The sequence below is a fragment of the Aurantibacillus circumpalustris genome, from assembly GCF_029625215.1.
GTDB classification, from domain to species: Bacteria; Bacteroidota; Bacteroidia; order B-17B0; family Aurantibacillaceae; genus Aurantibacillus; species Aurantibacillus circumpalustris.
In genome coordinates this window covers 2,751,070-2,766,434 of sequence record NZ_CP121197.1, presented here as the reverse complement: position 1 = coordinate 2,766,434, position 15,365 = coordinate 2,751,070, and the positions used below count along the sequence as shown (strand labels likewise).

Below are 15,365 nucleotides of genomic sequence, written 5' to 3'. Positions count from 1 at the left end.
CTATTGACATAGTCCCTATTATTGAGATTTAATAATTTTAAGGTATTTTACTGTTTCCCCTGTTTTAACTTTTATAGAATAAACGCCGTTTGGTAACTGGCTAACATTTATATTTGCAGTATTATTTTTCATTGAATCTGAAAAGACAATTCTACCAGTTAAATCAAAAACATCAACAGATTTAATTTCCGCGCCGTTTGCTGTAATATTAAAAATTCCTGTTGTAGGGTTTGGATAAACTTTAACATCGTTTTGATTGTTAACCAGTTCATTGATCCCGGTACATTCATCAACATCAATAACAAAACTAGCATTTCCTGAACAGCCGTTAGCTGCGGTTCCCGTCATGGTGTAGCCACCTGAGCTTTGCACAGTCATTACCAGTGGATTACCAAACTGCACCAAAGAAGCATTGGACGACCATCGGTAGCTGCTGGCTCCTGATCCTGTAAGCGTCACATCATCACCTTTACAAAGCTGGTACGACGATGCTACTGCAGAAACGGTCGGAATAGCATTCACGTTGATGACAATGGTTTGAGCTTCTGAACATCCGTTGGCAGCGACACCGATCACAGTGTAGGTGGTAGTAGTGCTAGGCGTTACCGTAACAGGAGCACCAACGGCTCCATGGGCCCAGTTATAGGAATTAGCACCCTGAACAGAGATAGTGCTAGACTGTCCTTTGCAAACGGATAAACTAGTTGCAGATACAGCTAAAACAGGAGCCTGTAATACCGTAATAACCTGAGTCAAAGAACTTGTACAACCACTTAATGTGTTGGTGCCAGTAACGTAGTACGTTGTGTTGTTGGTTGGACTCACAATTGTAACAGGGCTTGTAGAGATCACTGTTGTGCCAGTCAGGTTACTTGTCCACTCATATGCATCGGCGCCACTCGCGGTAAAAACAAGTGATTTGTTGTTACAAATAGGAGAACCAAGACTATTAACGAACAATTGCGGTGAGTTCAACTGGCAGGGAATTGTTACAGAAAGATCGTCCCACGAAAGATAAGGAGAGCTTCCTGCATCTGCTTTAGCGCTTACAGCAATGTAATATATACCTGCAGTGCTAACAGTGAAGGTATTGGATAAAAGACTATATCCAAAGGTAGAGGCGGTTGTTGAAATAATACTGCTTAAACCGGTAGTTGTCTGCGAAGTACCCACTAAAATCGAAATATCTTTCCAGGGATAATAACCGATGGATTCATTGATATACCAAAGAGCGGCGGAATAAGTTACACCAGGCAGCAGATTAATACCATTGGAATAAACATAATCCGGGCCTGCAGATGTACTTGCAAAAGAACCGAATTTAGTACCTGTTTTCGGGTAACGGTTGCCTGATCCGTTCGAGAAATAGGTTTCGACGCCACCTCCAGGTGGTGTATACCATGAACAGTTTGGAAGCTCGTTGAGAAAATTGATTCCTTCAAATCCTTCGTAATAGGGAACGTTATTAATAGTCTGCGGGGAAACGAGTACAGTACCAGATGTCGCTGTAACGGTGCCACTACTATTCACACAGGTTATCAAAACACTATAGTAGATCGTAGTAGACAAAAGTCCCGTGTTAAAAGACGGCAGTGTTGCGCCAGTAATAGCAGTAAAAGGTCCGAAGGCACTGTTGGTAGACGACAGCCATTGTAAAGTGTAACCAGTATTGGTAAATGTATTGGCAAGACCTATATTTAATGTAGTATTGGGACAAACAACATAAGTTGGGGTAATAACAGAGTTGGGTCCAGCAGAGCCGGCACATGGCGTAGTGTAAATTTCATAGGCACCCGGATCTGGAGTGACGTTACTTCTAACAAAACCAGTAAAATCTGTAATTACACCTATAAAAGGGCACATGTTATTGATAACTGTTGAAGTCGGCACATAATCCAGTGCTCCTGGATTGTTGTACATTGGATCCGCCACCTTGCTGCCCTGGTCGTAAGCAGGATAGGTGAGCTGCCAGTTAGCCAAAGTATAACCAGAGACGAAAAAAAACGGCAAATTGCCGGTACCTGTTATAGAAGTCATATTTATCACGTTATAATCCGATTGAAGACCGACCGTACCAGCTGCAGTTGTATACAAACCATATTTGAGGCCTGATCCACCTCTACTAATAGTAATGATATTATTTTTTATTTTACAATTCGGACTTATGCAATCAATACCATAAGTAGTTCCAGAAGTAGCTGAGTTATCATCAAGTGAAATTGTGTTATGATAAACGTTACAGTATGCTCCTCCATTTATATAAATACCAAATAAATTACCACTACCACCATTCGAGTTAATGTCGGAAATAACATTATTCCTTACTACATTCTCATTATTAAGTGTGGCAGCTCCAAGCACATAAATAGGGTAACACAGAACTGTAGTCACTGGAATGTTATTAAACAGTTTTCGGATGAAATTACCATCAATCAGTGTGTTGATACTTCCTGTAGTACAGAATATACCGTAAGTTGTAGTCACCGCAAGTCTGTTTTGACGCTCAATAATATTGCCTTTAAAGGTACTGCTCTGGCAATAGACATTGTAACATCCAGACTGGTAAAAATCTTTAATAGTTGAATTTAATATGCTGTTGCCTGTATTAAACGGCGTAGCAGTATTACCATAAAATGCAGTGCCGTAATATCCGCCGGTTATGGTAGACGTTTTTACTGTATTATTATTTCCACATAAACCGGCAGCTGCAGGAGACACACTGGTTCCGCTCACTGAAAACGGACACAAAGTAGTAACTGTTCCCACTATCGGGGAATCAAAAGTACAGTTATTAAAAGTATTGTTATCAGCTGAACTCCAAAGATGCACAGTGAGCGCGTATGTTGGTCCCGTTCCAATAAAATTTAAATTATTAAACGTCATATAATCAGCTCCACTCAGCAAAACAGTGTGCAACAAAGTAGCAACAGTAGCATTGTAAGTAATCGTTGATCCATTACCATTGATTGTGATGGTATTGGTTGAAGAAACACCAACTGCCTGGTTAAAATTAATCTGTTCGTTAAACACGGTGTTGGCCATCACATTCACTGTAACAGGACCCGATACACCGCTGGCATTGAGCGAGGCAGAAAACGCAGTAAACGACGTAAAATTACTTGCACTTGAAGGAAGCGTGTTGTTGATCGTGTAAGCGCCATTCAATTGCGCCGACAGCTTTAAAGCGAAAAAAAAGCAGACAAAGAAACCTGCTAATAGATAGTTTTTTTTCATGGATGATTAGGTTTTAGTTTGAATCTAATATAGTAATAAGTTTATAAACTTTGATTAAAATCAATATTAATTTCCCTAAATCGTTTTAAATTACACAGTCGAAATATTTTCAAAGAATTTTTGCGTTTTACAAAAACCACTTTCGGAATAAAATACAAACCGTATTAGTTATCTGAAATCCCGATTTATTACAATAAAGATTCCAGATTAGGACCATAGCCATTAGTGCTTCCAGAAAGTAGTTTGAGATTTGCTTCGAAAGGGGCTACAAAAGAAACCTCTGCAAATTACCGATTTTTGATTTTATGGAATATAGTTCTATAAATCAACAACAAAAGTTAACAAGGCGAGTAATCCACCTCCCCCCTTTCCCGGAGAAAACCGTTCAGTTATGTTAAAAACTTTTTTCTTTTCAGTAAACATAAAAAAATAATTTTCGCTTATTTTTTGTGGTTTCTCCAACTATTTTACCGATCTTTTTGTACAAGTAATTACGACTCTGTGCGATTTGAACAATATTGACCAAAAACTCATTAGTGATTGTATTAATCGCAAAAGTGAGGCTGAGTATACGTTATATAAAATAACGTATAGTTACCTTATGAGTATTTGTATACGCTACACCAGAAACGAAAATAGAGCCAAAGAGGTATTGAACTTAGGTTTTCATAAGATCTTAAAGAATTTAAACAAGTTCAGACAAAATGAAGTGCCTTTCAAATCATGGATTAGGAGGGTAATGATTAACACTTTGATTAACGAGTTTAAAAAAGAGAAAATACATTATAACAATGTACAATATGTAGAAAAATACTTTGAAACAAGTGAATACTCATCAATTAATGAAGCGGTAACTCGATTAAACATAGAACAGATTTATGCATTAATTGCAAAATTACCTCTTGTTAATCAGCAGATTTTTAACCTGTATTATATTGATGGATATAAACACAGGGAAATTGCGGAGCTTTTGAATATCAATGAAAATACTTCAAAATGGTACCTCACTGTGGCAAAAGACAAACTAAAAGAAATGATTAATAAGCTTGAATTAATTGCTAAAAATTAGAAGGATGATAGAGCAAGATGACGAATTAAAAGATCTGTTCCAGCAGAAAAACCTGGAAGACGCCTTTAGTCCTGATGAACAAAACTGGAAGATGATGGCGACTGCTTTGGAAAATGAGAGAAATTCCAAGCGCAGGCTTTTTGTGTATTTCAGTTTGTTACTTACACTTGGTGTAGGTGTAGCTTTATTTTTTGTTAACCAAAACGAAAATAACCTAGTAACGCTTAATCCTCAAACATCCAGCAAAAAACTGCAACAATCGATTTCAGGCACTGAGCAATCTGAACCTGACCAAACTATCTCATCAATCATTCAAGAAAAGAAAATCAGCCCGCATAATCAAACAAAAAATGAAACACCAGAGATTAAAAAAACAGATTCTAAGGTAGCTAAAGTGACAAGCTTACAACCTAATCAAATACAATCACTGCCAGGTAATGCGGAGCAGGAAAAACTTACAACTAAACCAACAAATACTGCAAAGCAAGAAACTGAAAAACACCAAACTCCTAACATGAAGAAAGCGCCTGTAGAAGTTGCAGCGGTTACTAATGTTTATGAAAACAAAGACTCGAAAGAAAAACCAACAGATTATGAGGTAAGTACTCAAGCAAAAGAAACACCTTCTGCGAGACTGAACAACAACAATAGTGTTGTGAATGATAAAGAAGTTGATGAGAGCAAAGAAACGTTGTTCACTTCTGGTTCCATAAAACCTAAAAAAAATAATAATCAAGATAATAAAGTGCAAAATCCACCTCAAAAAAACTCCACTAACTCAGATTCTGATTTTATTATAAGCAGTCCGGATGAATTACTTACGGATGCACTGGAAATGAAAACTATCACAATATTTACCGACAAGCCTGATTATGCACCCACAGCGATAGTTCCCATTAGAGATAGTATTTTGCCGAAAAAACTACTTTCTCATCGAATTTTTCTTGAAGCTGGTATGAATTATCAGCTAGGTTGGAAAACAAATAATAAAACTGAAGCTAATGGTATAAATCCATTGGTGGGTCTGCAATACTACCATGATGTTAGCAGAAGATTTGGACTTTCTTTAGGGCTGTTTTATACAAGTATTAATAATCTTAGTGCTACGAGTCACACTTCAACAACCACCCGCTTAAAATTTGGTGAAGAAATAGAAGCAACCGTGGTAACTGCTAAAAACATGCATTACCTTTTGTTGCCGTTAAAACTAAGTTACAGTTTCAGTCGCAATGATTTTGTGTGCATTGGATACACCCTGGCTTACTTGTTAGATGTTGCAAGTAAGATCGAAACATTCAGTACAAGGTTGAATTATTCCAGTACCCCAGTTGTGTCAAAATCGATGGGTTATACTAAAGGGTTCAATCCTTACGACGGACAAATTGCCGTTTGTTACCGACGACGTCTTTATAAAGAATTATACGTAAATGGAGAGTTTTTTTACGGATTAAGCGATATTAAGAACGATATTATTTATAAACTGGAAGGCTTTGAAAGAGCCTATGGATTCAGGCTTAGTGTAGGTATTAATTTATGGAAAAAGTAAATATTATGAGAAATTTTTGGTACATCTTAATTTTAGCAACTGTGCTTTTCTTTTCTTGCCGTAAGAAAGATTTTGTAGAAAACATTACGGCTAAAGAAAGTGATTTTTACTTTAGCGGCACTATTGACGGCAAATCAGTTTCTTTAAGAGCTGGAATAAATAATTACTACATGTATTCTTCGTATTCACAAACACCTTCAGGCCTTTACTATTTTACTGCTAACCTAAAGCCAATTGAATGCGCAGACTGCAAAACCAGTTTACAGATCACAATCAATGATTTCAAATATTCTTCGCCTAATGAGGAAACAAAAATTGATTCCTCAATATTACCTAAGTCGTACCCTATTTTAGGGACTCCTTATTACTCGGTAAAATATAAAAGTTTGTTTAATCAAATTGCCGATTCTTACCTCTGGAATTTTGGAGACAATAAAACTTCTAATGAAGCTAACCCTATACATGTTTATGAATCTGCTGGAAATTACAGCGTAAGTTTAAAAATAAACTCTACTAACAACTGCCAACAATATATTTCTAACATTGAAAAAATAAGTTATCCCATGAACAGTACTTATATTTCTTCGGTGAACAATGGTGCAAATGATTTTAGTTTTAGCTCTTCTCTGACAGGTTCATCCACTAACAATTATTTATGGACTTTTGGAGATGGTGACAATTCTACTGACCCTAATCCCTCGCATAATTATAAAATATCTGGCACTTACCCTGTATTGCTGCGTACTATAAGTACTCAACACGATACGATATATGCAAAGTATAACATAGCTACCCAAACAAACCCTATGCCTTGTTTAACTAATTACAAAATAGAATCTATTACACAAATTACAAATCCTCACCCTTTTTCTAATGTTACGATTAACTGGATGGATGAAAATGGTGATGTATTTACATCTAATAATATGTTGCAATCTTCCACAAGCAATTTTAAAATTATTTCAGTAGAAAATTATGATACAAATGAAAAAGGTGAGAAAACAAAAAAGATCAAAGCTAATTTTACCTGCGAGGTATATAATGGCACTCGTGTGAAAATGATTAACAATGCAGAAGCCATTTTATGTGTGTCTTATCGTTAACCAATTCTTTTAAAAAAAGTTAGCGAAATTCCAACTTAATATAAATACAAACTGTATTAGTGTGATAAGAAGGGCAAACGCCGAAACCCTGACCAGTAAAAAGTAGGCATTAAAAAAAACTAAAATGAAAAAATTTACGTATGCAGCAAAATTACTCTTCATCTCGTTGTTCTTTTCTGGGATACAGAGTGTAGAGGCACAATGTACTGCTAGCTTTACCTACACATTAGGCCCCAACGGTATGGTTATCTTTACTGGCTCAGCCTCACCAACTAATTCAACAACGTCTTATTTCTGGTATTTCTTAGGCAGCTCAAATGTTGTTGGTCCGAATTCGACTAGCGCTTCGGCAACTTATAGCGCAAATGGCACTTACTCGGTAACATTTGGCATTTCTACTACCGCACCAACCTGCTCAATAAATACAACTCAAACGATTTCAGTAAACAATATTACTACAACACCTTGTAGCGCAAATTACACTTATGTAACTGGGTCAAATGGGTCAGTAAATTTTATAAGCACTTCAACCGGTACAGTTGCTGGAACCATTTATAATTGGAATTTCGGAGATGGATCAACTGGAACTGGCATAACACCAGCACACACTTATACGTCTAATGGGAATAAGTACGTTTGTCTTACTATCACAAATTCTGTAAGTCCATTTTGTACAAACACAAAATGTGACTCAGTATTAATTACCAATGTCCCGACAAGCACAACACTTTGTAATGCTAATTTTAGTTATCAAACTGGCGCCAACGGATCAGTAAATTTTGTAAGCACCTCTACAGGTACAACTGGTAGCAGTTATTATGGATGGAATTTTGGAAGCTCTGGCTCTGGAGCTGGTATTGCTCCAACGTACACGTTTAGTTCGAATGGAACTTACCCGGTATGTCTGACCATGGTGTCTAACACAGCTGCACCAAATAGCTGTTCCAACACCATGTGTTACTCGGTGGTAATTTCTAATGTCACCGCAAGCACCTCACCTTGCAACGCTAACTTTAATTATACCATTGGATCTAATGGTTCAGTGAATTTTGCCAGCACTTCTACTGGTACAACGGCTGGTACAATTTATTCATGGAATTTTGTTGGTTTATCCCTTGGTTCAGGCTTAACACCAACATATGTTTATACCTCAAACGGAACTAAAACGGTTTGTCTCACAATTTCAAATGCCACAAACAATTGTACAAGCTCATTCTGTAATACGTTTGTAATCTCTAACGTTACATCGAGCACTACACCATGCAACGCTAACTTCACTTCTGTGTTAGGAGCTAACGGTTCCGCGAATTTTGCAAGCACTTCTACAGGTACACTTGCTGGAACTATTTATTATTGGAATTTTGGAGATGGTTCTACTGGAACTGGTTTAACACCAGCGCATACTTATACAGCTAATGGCCCTAAAGTTATTTGTCTTACAATCACAAATTCTGTGACTGCATTTTGTACAAGTACTAAGTGTGATTCAGTTCTCATTACTAATGTAAGCGGCTCCGTTACACCATGTGCACCAACTGTGGTTTACACGCTTACCAAAGACACTACAACAGCTTTAACCTGGTATTCTTATCCATCCTACCCGTCCAATATTACTAATGCTACCTGGTACTGGGGAGATGGTACATATACAACATCTTTATACCCAACCCACACCTATTCAGCTGCAGGAACTTATTCTACTTGCGTAACAGTAAGTGTTTCGTGTGGTACTGTTACTGCTACCTACTGTTATGTAGCTGGTATTTTCCGTTCAAGTGAGACAAATGATATGATTACTGTTAACATCAGACAATCTTTTGCTACTGGCATTAAAAACCAAACACTAGTGAGTGATTTGATAAATATCTATCCAAATCCTAATAACGGTGAATTTGTTCTTGAAGTTAATTCAAATGGAAAAGGATTAAAAGAAAACACTATACTCATTTATAACATTATGGGAGAAAAAGTGTTTGAGAAACATATTCTTGCAAACTCTAAACAAATTATAGACGTGAGTTCCTTGTCAAATGGAACATACCTTATAAATGTAAGTTCAGAGGCAGGAATTGTTCACAAGAAAATTGTAATACAAAAATAAATAAAAGTACAGCAGTCGTAAAAAAAGAGTCGTGTTAGCTAACACGACTCTTTTTTTATATTAATAAAATTAAAACGTCTCTAGTTTCCTTCCACAAAACTATCCAGCATTGTTTTGTTTAAATTATTGGTGTTTTCTTTTTCGAATTGAATTTGTCGTTCCTCAAAGCCTACGCCTTTTACACGGCCTTTGATTCGTCCGTGCAACCTTTTAATAATTTGTGCGGTATCACTATCTTCGTCAAAAAAATGATTTTGAACAACTGTTTGTCCCCCTGTTTTAACAAGGATGTAATCTACATCAAAACCGCCATTTGTATTTGCCTTAACTTTAATTTGTGATTCGGCATCGCTACCAATTGTGAATTCAATATTTTCATGATTACAACTAATATTGTATGGAGCATCAGAAAACGAGAACTCTATTTCTGCTAATAAAATTTCTTCCCAGGGACCTTTGTAGACTTCAATTTCTATAAACCCTTTTGCACTTGAAAAATTAGCATTTATGCTAAAACTAGATTGATCGCCTAATTGTAAAAGCGACAGTTTTCGTGATGGTATATTTTTTGGCGCAAGAACTCCCTTATCTGTCATTAAAATATTTAAGGATTCACAGAACGCTCCTTTAGTTAGCCGAATGAGTGTGTGTGTCTCATTTTCAGAAGCATTTATTTTTATGGTAAAAGGGTTGTTATTATTGATGTCTAATCTGAATTTCTTGCTATTCACTTGTGTTGCTTAATTGATATGCTGCTAAAGGTAGGTAAATTACTTATCTTTCTTTTTTTACAGTTTGTTACTCTTCCATTTTCTTTTTTGCAGTTGCACACCAAATTAATTCGTTTAAAAAAGTATGTGCTCTTTTTTCAGTGCCTACTTTGTCGGTAGGATTACCTTGCTCATCATAGCTCTCACTTACTTTAGGAACAGGAAACATAGCGGGCACCGCCCATGCTTGAATTTTCCATAAAGAATATTGCAGGGATGTGATCACGTTCATTCCTGCAAAACCACCTGCTGACACGGTAGAAATAGCAACCGGTTTGCGTTTCCATTCATCCGTTAAAAGATCAATCACATTTTTTAAACTCGCTGGGTAACCACCGTTGTATTCGGGGGTTACAATAATAACACCATCAGAACTTTTTATTTTCTCAGCAAATTCAATTGTTTTAGCATCAGCATTTTTCTGGAATTTTAAACGCTCTTCAAAAATTGGAAATTGGTAGACATTTAAATCTAATATTTCAACAGAAGCTAGTTTTTGTTCTTCTATAAATCTTTTAAAAAAAAGTGCAACTCTGTGACTGTTTCTTCCTGTTCTTACACTGGCTGATATAATTGAGATTTTCATGGTTTTTTATTTGATTGCCTTAAAGCTAGTGTATATTTACTTATGCATCAACTAATGATTCCTAAAACAAAAGCTGTGAATTCTATAAATTCTCAAAATTCTTATGCAACACATTCTTATTAGTTGTGATCTAAATTTGTAATACACTTATGGGAATACATTTGAAATAAATACTAAAGCCAATCCTTACATAAAACCAGTTCACTTGTTTTTAGTTTTTTTGTGTTTTAATTTTTTGGGGGTGGTTTCAAGTTCTAAAGTCATAGGTAAAACACTAAGTAGTTTATGTTTTAATAAATTTCTTAGTGAGTGAGTGAGTGCAAATAATAATTATAAACTTAATAAACAAAACATTATGAAAACACGTGGAATTATTCTTTGCTGTCTGGCCTTAGGGGCAATTTTCAGCTCTTGTAAAAAAGACAAAACGCCAGAGCCTGATCCTGCAAAACCAACACCTTATTATATTAATATGACAGATGCGCCAGGACCTTACACTGCCGTATATATTGATTTGCAAGCTGTCGAAATAACAGGAAATGGAAATTCAACAATGTTGAATGCGAACGCAGGTGTTTATAATTTACTTGATTTAGCAAACGGAATTGATACACTCATTGCAACTGGGTCGCTTACTGTTGATAAAGTTCAACAAATAAGACTTATTTTAGGCACTAATAACTCGGTGGTTAAAGGAGGGGTTACTTATTCATTAAGCACTCCGAGTGCGCAACAGTCTGGTTTAAAACTTCAAGTTCACCAGGAACTTCAAGCTGGCATAGCTTATTACGTTTTACTGGATTTTGATGCTAGTCAATCTATTGTTGAAGAAGGTAATGGCAGTTATTCGTTAAAACCTGTTATCAGAACTATTGAAACTGCTTTAAGTGGTTCAATAAAAGGAAAACTGTCACAAGCGGGAGTTCTTGCTACAATCACCGCTAACTCAGGTGGAACTTCCTATTCTACTGTAGCGAACTCAAATGGCGAATTTATTATTACAGGGTTACCCGCTGGAATGTATACGGTAACAGTATATCCTTCATCTCCATTTCTTGTTTCTACCTTAACAAATATTAATGTTACAGTGGGAAACACCACTTTGCTTGGAACGATTATTATTTAAAACGCTTGTACTCACAAATAAAATTCCATTTTTGGTAATATGTTGGTAAATTTTAGAAAATCTTAATAGCAACAATACCTCTAAAAAAACCTTTGGTTAAACCGAAGGTTTTTTTTTGCTTTGAATACCTACATCCATGTCTATTGTACATTAAGCTAGTAATTCCAAACACTTTTTAATATATTTATCTAAGTTGACTCATCTCAAATTAATAGGCTCCTTAAAAACAATTCCGAATAATTTATTCGCCGGTTTCGTTGTATCACTTGTTGCGCTGCCTTTAGGACTTGGCCTCGCTGTAGCTTCTGGAGCTCCGCCAATAGCTGGAGTAATTTCCGCGATTGTAGGAGGTATTATTGTTTCCATTTTAGGTGGCAGTAATGTTACCATAACTGGTCCTGGCAATAGTTTAGTAGTTGCACTTTTGGGTGCCATAACGGTTCTGGGAAATGGTAATATGTATGAAGGTTATCTTTTCGTATTAGCAGCAATTATAGCTTCAGGGGTTCTTATCACTGTACTCTCATTTCTTAAGATCGGCTACATTGGAAATTTTTTTTCGGCTTCTGCTTTACAAGGAATGCTTTCTGCCATTGGTTTAATTATCATGAGCAAACAAGCGCATATTATGTTAGGTAATATGCGCATTAGTGGTGACCCGATTCACCTATTAGCAAAATTTCCCCAGAGCATTTACGAGCTAATACACAATGATGATCTCTGGGCCCCAGCAACCGCTGGAATAATAAGCTTACTTATTATGGTGACCTACTCTAATATTCGAAATAAGTATTTTCAATTGATTCCTGCTCCTATGTGGATTGTTATTATTTCCGTTGGTTTTGCGTATTACATTCAGGCTCATCCCGATTTAAAGCATCCTTTAGACTCTGAATTTTTACTAAGTATCCCAGACAATGCCTTATCAAAATTTCCTACACCTGACTTTTCAAAATGTTTCGATTATTATTTTATTCTTGCTGTAATTTCAATTACGCTAATCGCAAGTATCGAGTCTATTTTAAGCATCAAGGCAGTAGATAAGCTAGATCCAAAAAAGAGGCGATCAAACACTGACAAAGAATTAAGAGCATTAGGAATTGCTTCTATCGTTTCGGGTTTTTTAGGTGGTTTAAATGTGGTAACCGTTATTGCAAGAAGTTCAGTCAACGTAAATAATGGCGGGACAAACCGTTTCTCCAATTTTTTTCAAGCAATTTTTTTATTGTTATTTATTTTACTATTTCAGGAGCAACTTAAGCACATCCCCTACCCTGCACTGGCAGCCATACTCGTTTATACAGGTTATAAACTTATATCACCTCAAGTTTTTAGAAGGATCTACAAAATCGGAAAAAAACAGTTTTTTATTTTTATCATCACTCTTATCAGTACTCTTTATACCAGCTTAATTTCCGGCATATTAATTGGATCACTTACAACGTTTATTGTACATACGGTTTACGCTAAAAGCATCACCCTTTTTATGCGTTATCTTTTTACAAATAATGTCCAAATACAAGAGTTACAAGGGAAACGCACACTTATTACCGTTAAATATTATTGTACTTTTTTGAATTTTTTCCGACTTAAAAATGCCATTGATAGGCTGCCAGAAGCCAACGAAATAATAATCGACTTTAAGCAATGTAAGTTTGTTGATCATACCGCGCTCGAAAGTTTAAATGCTTACGAAAGTAATTTTAATGTAAATGAAGCTTACTTTAAAATCATAGGCTTAAACACAAAACGTTCTGCCACAGAACATCCGTTTACACTCAGGCAAGCCTTACAGTATGTGCTTTTTGTGGATTTGGATGCTCGATCAAACAAACGAAAGCGCTTATTGAGAGATTTTGTAAACGAATTACATTGGGAGTACACTGAAGAACCTGACTACAATATTTCATTTTTAAATAACTTCCAATACTTCAGCACAAGGCAGGCAAGCTATACTTTTAATAATTGTTATAATGATTCCATTCGTTTGTTCGACCTTGAGTATTCGGAAGGTGCTTTTATAGCAAAGGAAGATTTACACAGTACTTTTATTTACATTCAGGTTCCTCCCACTCTGCCAGCATTTACATTAGAAAAAAGGGACTTATTTGAGAAACTCAGTTTTTTAGGATACAAACAAGAAATTAAATTTAAAGAGTATCACGATTTTACGCACCGGTTTTTACTAAAAGGAAAAAACAAACGAAAAATTCATAAATACTTTAATGAAGAATTGGTTTTATTTTTAGAATGTAACAAACCTTATCATATTGAATCAGATGGAAATGGTGGAATTATTGTGATGAACAAAGAACACACCGCAACCATAGCAGAAGTTAAGGCTATGACTGACTTTTGCATCCGCCTTTACCAACTCATTCTCAATACGGCCTTTACCGATCAACAATAATAATCTATCTTCGCTTAGTTTTAGTTACTTTTGCAGTGGAAAGTTTGTTTGTCTGTATTTGATTTTTACGGCGAATCATACATCCACCATTCTTCAATAAAAAATATGGACACTAAAAAACACAAATCAGGCTTCGTTAATATTATTGGTTGCCCTAACGTTGGTAAATCAACTCTTATGAATGAACTTGTGGGAGAACGTCTGAGTATTATCACCTCAAAAGCGCAAACCACACGCCATCGTATTATGGGCATCGTAAGCGGAGAAGATTATCAAATTGTTTTTAGCGATACGCCAGGAATTATTAAGCCATTGTACAAACTGCAGGAGAAAATGATGCAGTTTGTTATCTCCGCTTTAACCGATGCAGACCTTTTCTTATATATAACTGATGTGTTTGAAGATATACAATTAGAAGGATCGTATTTGGCCCGACTTCAAAAAACGCAAACCCCTATTCTATTATTGATTAATAAAATTGATATCGCGAGTCAACAACAGTTAGAAGAATCTTTACTTAAATGGAGGGAACGCTTACCAATGGCTGAAATTATGGCTATATCAGCACTTGAGAAGTTTAATATAGATAAGATCATGAATCGCATTATCGAAATTCTCCCTGAAGGCAATGCGTATTACAGCAAAGAAGAATTTACCGATAAATCGGAACGTTTTTTTGTAAGTGAAATTGTGCGCGAAAAAATTCTTCTCAATTACAAAAAAGAAATTCCCTATAGTGTAGAGGTAATCGTAAACTCGTTTAAAGAAGAAGAAACCATTATAAAAATTCAAGTAGACATTCTTGTAGAACGTGATAGTCAAAAAGGGATTATTATTGGAGATAAAGGATCAGCTCTTAAACGTGTTGGTACAGCTGCGAGAAAGGAAATGGAATTGTTTTTTAAGAAAAAGGTGTTTCTTGAAGTGTTCGTAAAAGTAGATAAGGACTGGAGAAGCAATGATACCAGACTAAAGAACTTCGGGTATTAGACCAATTGGAGTTTCTTCAAGCCCTCTAACCATTTTGTTGCCTCTTCCACTGTACCAAACATTCTAGACTTTACCTTAGGTTTATTGAATTTTATAAAGAAATTAACAATAAGTCTTGTTGCTAAGGAATTAACAATATAAGCGTCGGCATATCTATATTTTGAAAACTCACTATCTGAATAATAATCTCTTGCTTCTGGGGTTGATTCACCTGTTCCACTAGTATCTATCAACGCATAATACTTCTCTCCGGCTGCCATTTCAATAGCTGTTTCCATTAACAGTTGCAAGTCTCTTTTTTCCAAAACCAAATCATCTTTTGCGCGTACGTAAACAATGTTGTTTTCATATTCTAAATAAGCAATATCAAGCTGTATTTTAATCATCGTTTAAAATTGTAAAAATAATCTGAAGATTAAGCAAAAAGTTT

11 protein-coding genes are annotated in these 15,365 nt (G+C 35.8%); 7 read left to right on the top strand and 4 right to left on the bottom strand.

Translation table 11 applies throughout. The annotated features are described in order from the left end of the window. Positions 1–18: 18 nt before the first annotated feature. Positions 19–3,234 (bottom strand): T9SS type A sorting domain-containing protein, encoded by a 3,216-nt coding sequence (locus tag P2086_RS11440; protein WP_317896879.1) that lies wholly within the window; start codon positions 3,232–3,234, stop codon positions 19–21. Positions 3,235–3,742: 508 nt separating this feature from the next. Here P2086_RS11440 and P2086_RS11435 point away from each other — a divergent pair. From P2086_RS11435 to P2086_RS11420, 4 genes are all read left to right on the top strand, one after another. Beyond that, positions 3,743–4,303 (top strand): RNA polymerase sigma factor, encoded by a 561-nt coding sequence (locus P2086_RS11435; protein ID WP_317896878.1) that lies wholly within the window; start codon positions 3,743–3,745, stop codon positions 4,301–4,303. A 4-nt stretch (positions 4,304–4,307) separates the two neighbouring features. Then, positions 4,308–5,849, top strand: a complete 1,542-nt coding sequence (locus tag P2086_RS11430; protein WP_317896877.1) for a hypothetical protein — start codon at positions 4,308–4,310, stop codon at positions 5,847–5,849. Further along, on the top strand, positions 5,837–6,952 hold the full coding sequence (locus P2086_RS11425; protein WP_317896876.1) for a PKD domain-containing protein: 1,116 nt from the start codon (positions 5,837–5,839) through the stop codon (positions 6,950–6,952). The genes P2086_RS11430 and P2086_RS11425 overlap by 13 nt, the downstream gene beginning before the upstream one ends. 124 nt (positions 6,953–7,076) lie before the next feature. Then, the gene (locus tag P2086_RS11420; protein WP_317896875.1) at positions 7,077–9,053 is read left to right on the top strand and encodes a T9SS type A sorting domain-containing protein; all 1,977 of its coding nucleotides are present in this window, start codon (positions 7,077–7,079) and stop codon (positions 9,051–9,053) included. 80 nt (positions 9,054–9,133) lie between these two features. Here the strand turns inward: P2086_RS11420 and P2086_RS11415 are convergent, their stop codons facing one another. Next, positions 9,134–9,784 (bottom strand): hypothetical protein, encoded by a 651-nt coding sequence (locus P2086_RS11415; RefSeq protein ID WP_317896874.1) that lies wholly within the window; start codon positions 9,782–9,784, stop codon positions 9,134–9,136. A gap of 67 nt (positions 9,785–9,851) precedes the next feature. After that, positions 9,852–10,409 (bottom strand): NADPH-dependent FMN reductase, encoded by a 558-nt coding sequence (locus P2086_RS11410; protein ID WP_317896873.1) that lies wholly within the window; start codon positions 10,407–10,409, stop codon positions 9,852–9,854. A 355-nt stretch (positions 10,410–10,764) separates the two neighbouring features. Between P2086_RS11410 and P2086_RS11405 the strand changes: the two genes are divergently transcribed. The 3 genes from P2086_RS11405 to era all read left to right on the top strand — a co-directional run bounded on the left by P2086_RS11405 (position 10,765) and on the right by era (position 14,935). Next, complete coding sequence (locus P2086_RS11405) at positions 10,765–11,535, top strand: DUF4382 domain-containing protein (RefSeq protein ID WP_317896872.1); 771 nt, start codon at positions 10,765–10,767, stop codon at positions 11,533–11,535. A gap of 193 nt (positions 11,536–11,728) precedes the next feature. Continuing rightward, the gene (locus P2086_RS11400; RefSeq protein WP_317896871.1) at positions 11,729–13,945 is read left to right on the top strand and encodes a SulP family inorganic anion transporter; all 2,217 of its coding nucleotides are present in this window, start codon (positions 11,729–11,731) and stop codon (positions 13,943–13,945) included. A 105-nt stretch (positions 13,946–14,050) separates the two neighbouring features. Next, the gene (gene era, locus P2086_RS11395) at positions 14,051–14,935 is read left to right on the top strand and encodes a GTPase Era (protein WP_317896870.1); all 885 of its coding nucleotides are present in this window, start codon (positions 14,051–14,053) and stop codon (positions 14,933–14,935) included. Here the strand turns inward: era and P2086_RS11390 are convergent. Then, complete coding sequence (locus tag P2086_RS11390; protein ID WP_317896869.1) at positions 14,932–15,321, bottom strand: DUF7793 family protein; 390 nt, start codon at positions 15,319–15,321, stop codon at positions 14,932–14,934. The genes era and P2086_RS11390 overlap by 4 nt on opposite strands. Positions 15,322–15,365: the final 44 nt, after the last annotated feature.

Bases quoted from the DNA above. Each gene is read 5' to 3' on its own strand.
- P2086_RS11440 (WP_317896879.1), bottom strand. From the start codon at position 3,234: ATGAAAAAAAACTATCTATTAGCAGGTTTCTTTGTCTGCTTTTTTTTC.
- P2086_RS11430 (WP_317896877.1), top strand. From the start codon at position 4,308: ATGATAGAGCAAGATGACGAATTAAAAGATCTGTTCCAGCAGAAAAAC.
- P2086_RS11425 (WP_317896876.1), top strand. From the start codon at position 5,837: ATGGAAAAAGTAAATATTATGAGAAATTTTTGGTACATCTTAATTTTA.
- P2086_RS11420 (WP_317896875.1), top strand. From the start codon at position 7,077: ATGAAAAAATTTACGTATGCAGCAAAATTACTCTTCATCTCGTTGTTC.
- P2086_RS11410 (WP_317896873.1), bottom strand. From the start codon at position 10,409: ATGAAAATCTCAATTATATCAGCCAGTGTAAGAACAGGAAGAAACAGT.
- P2086_RS11405 (WP_317896872.1), top strand. From the start codon at position 10,765: ATGAAAACACGTGGAATTATTCTTTGCTGTCTGGCCTTAGGGGCAATT.
- era (WP_317896870.1), top strand. From the start codon at position 14,051: ATGGACACTAAAAAACACAAATCAGGCTTCGTTAATATTATTGGTTGC.
- P2086_RS11390 (WP_317896869.1), bottom strand. From the start codon at position 15,321: ATGATTAAAATACAGCTTGATATTGCTTATTTAGAATATGAAAACAAC.